This window comes from Rhizobium sp. RAF36 (assembly GCF_052114105.1).
Classification (GTDB): Bacteria; Pseudomonadota; Alphaproteobacteria; order Rhizobiales; family Rhizobiaceae; genus Rhizobium.
In genome coordinates this window covers 1-3,242 of the sequence record NZ_JBFREC010000020.1, presented here as the reverse complement: position 1 = coordinate 3,242, position 3,242 = coordinate 1, and the positions used below count along the sequence as shown (strand labels likewise).

Here is a 3,242-nt window from a genome sequence, read left to right as displayed (position 1 = left end):
CTGGCATAGGAACCATAGAGGATGACCTTGAGGATCTTGCCGTCCGACCGCTTGGCGGAAAGCTTGGTCGCACGGAACCGTTCAGCCTCGAAGAAGATGATCTCCAGCACACGTGCAAGCTCGCGGCGTTTGTTCGCCGGCAGATGATCGAGGGGATCAGTCAAGGTCAAAGCTGCATCGAAGCCTTCGCTGTGAATCGCCTCATCCATCGTAGTGGCTCCGCTGCTGTTTCGCACCATTGCCTTTTACGCGTATTAGACTGTTTGTGCAACCTTAGATTATATTGGGCTTCGCGTCGAAAATCATCCATCTGAGGGAGAGCCAGCAATTGCAGCCGATGGCCAGCGAGCGATCTCTGTTCGGTTTCGATCTTCAGTCCGCTGCCTTCCCGACTGTGTCGGCGACAAACGCGCCGCGCTCGCCCATCGGCTTTGGCGGTCCAGTCGTTGAATCACGAACGGTCTGATGCTCCAGCTCTGCATTGATCTCTGCGCCGACGATGAGGATAACCACCGAGATCCATACCCAGACCATCATACCCATAAGGGCGCCGAGCGTGCCATAGGTGGCGTTGTAGTTGGCGAAGTTGTCGATATAGAAGGAAAACATAACCGACGCCGCAAGCCACAGCGCTGTGCTGAATACGACACCCCAGCTTAACCATCTGAGCTTTGCCTGCTCTCGACTAGGGCCGTAGCGGTAGATGACAGCGTTTCCGCAGCCGACAAAGATCAGAATAAAGGGCCAACGCGCGAAGCGCGCAAGAAGCTCCTGCCACCGGTCAAGCCACAGGTAGGCGAGAGCTGCCGGCAGGATGCCAATGGCGGCGATGAGGATGATGGCAATCACCAAAGCCCCGAAGGTGAAGGCGAGAGACAATAGGTTGAGGCGGACAAGACTGCGTTTTTCGTCTTCTTGATAGGCGACATTCATCGCATCGAACAGAGCTTTCATCCCGCTATTGGCGCTCCAGATCGCAACCACCAAACCGGTGACAAAGGCGAAGCTCAACGTCGATGTCTTCTGTTGGGTCAGGGCGGTCAACTGGTTGAGGATGAGATCGAACGATCCAGGCGGAAAAACGCCGGCGACAAAACCTATATGACCCATAATGGTCGTCGGGTCGGCCACAAAACCATAAAGGGCGACCAGTGCACCCAAGCCGGGAAATAATGACAAAAGCAAAAAGTATGTCACCCCTGCTGCAATCAACGTCACGCGGTCGGCCATCACCGAGTGGACGACACGCCAGAAGACATCGCGAAGCCCCTTGGCCGGGATCTCCGTTGGGGAGTCAGCATCGCGCCCTCGATCTTGTTCCAGCGTCTCGACAGGCAACGGTTCTCGCTCACCCTGCATGGCAGTGCTCCTATGCACGTTTTGGGGGTTCCAATCGCCCGTCACGGATGCTGATAATCAGGATGCACAGCTGAATGTCAAAGCGTCTTCAAAAAGCTCGATCATTGCCGGGAGCGGGCGGTTCGACAGGGCCTCACGAAGGGCTCGCGGCCAAGCTTGGAGCATGGAACGCCCCGGCAGTGGCTGTAAACTTGCGAACTGAAATGAGTGGCGTTGGCAGAGCCGTCCCGCGCGTCTACCTGGACTTTCTGATACTATATCGGCCATCTTCATGGGTAGCCACTTGAGGGGCTTTCTTTGACCTTCGGAAATGCGATTTTACACAAGTGTGCTTGGCGACTGCTATGCCATAGGCCATCTTCACGGCTGTGATCCCCGCCAGCGCCCATACATGACAAGTGCACGAGGCAATTCCTTTATTGCTCCGTCCGGTCCGAAGGACCGTCCATGCGGCGTGCCAGGATGCGCAGGATGGCGATGGTGTTCCCTTTCACCACGAACGCGACCGACGCGTTCCGTTCGAACCCTATGACTCTCAAACCAGGTACGCCCGCGATTGATGCCCCGCTCGGGAAATCCGCCAGCGTCATGCATGGCCACTCGATACGGTCGATAAAGCCACCGGCGCGCGCCGAGGATATCAGGGCTCATTTCGCGCGTTTTTCCGCACCGATGCGAAATGATGGAGGCTGCCAGCCTGTCTATCGGCCCCGAATTTTAACCCCTTGCCACCTCCGCCGCAATCGTAGCCGGGATGGTTTCCGGCGCTCCCCCTGGGTTGGTAACGTCGCGATTGAGTACCAGCACCGATACCAATGCACTGACACGCGGGAGGGTCAGCAGTTTCTCCGCGCTTTTTGGGCAAGCGAGAAGCCATTTCGCGCCTCCTTGGACGTTGGCAAGGGTCGCGCGCGTTCTCTCGATCTGTCCACGCCCCTGCAGCGACGACACTGCGGCCTGCCCCGTCTTTTGTCCTGCCAGGCTCGCGCCGTCCGCAACGGCTTTGCCGCCCTACACTTCGTTGCGGCCCTGTGGGTGCTGGCCGGCACTCCTAGCCCGGCTTTCGGACCGCCGTAGCAGGTCGCGATTGTCGCGACCTCAAGCGGAGGCCCACATGACCAGAGAGCAAACCAGCCAGCGATCCGACATCTACAGCCGTATCACCGACAAAATCATCGCCGAACTCCGACAGGGCGTGCGCCCCTGGATCCAACCCTGGCAGAATGCCTGTTCTACAGAGCCGGTTTCCCGTCCGCTTCGCCACAACGGCGAGCCCTATAGTGGTATCAACGTTCTTCTCCTCTGGTCCGAAGCCATCGCGCGAGGCTTCTGCTCCTCAACCTGGATGACCTTTCGCCAGGCGCTCGAACTCGGAGGAGCCGTGCGCAAGGGTGAGACCGGAACCACGGTGGTCTTTGCCAGCGCCATCATTCGCACCGAACTAACCGGGGGCGGTGACGACGTCGAGCGCACGATCCCCTTCATCAAGGCCTATACCGTCTTCAACGCGGACCAGATCAATGGCCTCGATGGTCGCATTCAGCGCGATGCCGATTTTTCAGATCCCCTCGATCGCATCGGTACCGCCGGTCGCTTCTTCGCCAACACAGGGGCACTTGTCCGCCACGGCGGTTCATCTGCCTACTATGCAGCAGCTCACGACTATATACAGATGCCGCATCTCCCCACGTTCAAGGATGATGCTGCTTACGTCGCTGTCCTCAGTCACGAGATGACCCATAATGCCGACCGCCGGATTATGCCGATAAGGGTGGGAATGCGCCGACGTTTGCAACGAATTCCGGCGCATCCTGTTCGGCATAATCAGAGTGTTTCGAGGAATGCGAGGAGCTTGTCGCTTGGCTTATAACGCGAAGGTTTTG

The 3,242-nt window shown here is 58.0% G+C and carries 2 protein-coding genes and 1 pseudogene; 1 reads left to right on the top strand and 2 read right to left on the bottom strand.

Going from position 1 to position 3,242, the window contains the following annotated elements; genetic code table 11:
* Both AB4Z25_RS29285 and AB4Z25_RS29280 read right to left on the bottom strand, forming a co-directional pair.
* Positions 1-209, bottom strand: a pseudogene (locus AB4Z25_RS29285) (nucleotidyltransferase); the annotation flags it as partial.
* Between the two features lie 163 nt (positions 210-372).
* Entirely contained in the window at positions 373-1,359 is a 987-nt protein-coding gene (locus tag AB4Z25_RS29280) for a YihY/virulence factor BrkB family protein (protein ID WP_442210557.1), read from the bottom strand.
* Positions 1,360-2,473: 1,114 nt separating this feature from the next.
* On the opposite strand from AB4Z25_RS29280, the gene AB4Z25_RS29275 reads away from it, so the two are divergent.
* The gene (locus AB4Z25_RS29275; RefSeq protein ID WP_442210554.1) at positions 2,474-3,229 is read left to right on the top strand and encodes an ArdC family protein; all 756 of its coding nucleotides are present in this window, start codon (positions 2,474-2,476) and stop codon (positions 3,227-3,229) included.
* Positions 3,230-3,242: the final 13 nt, after the last annotated feature.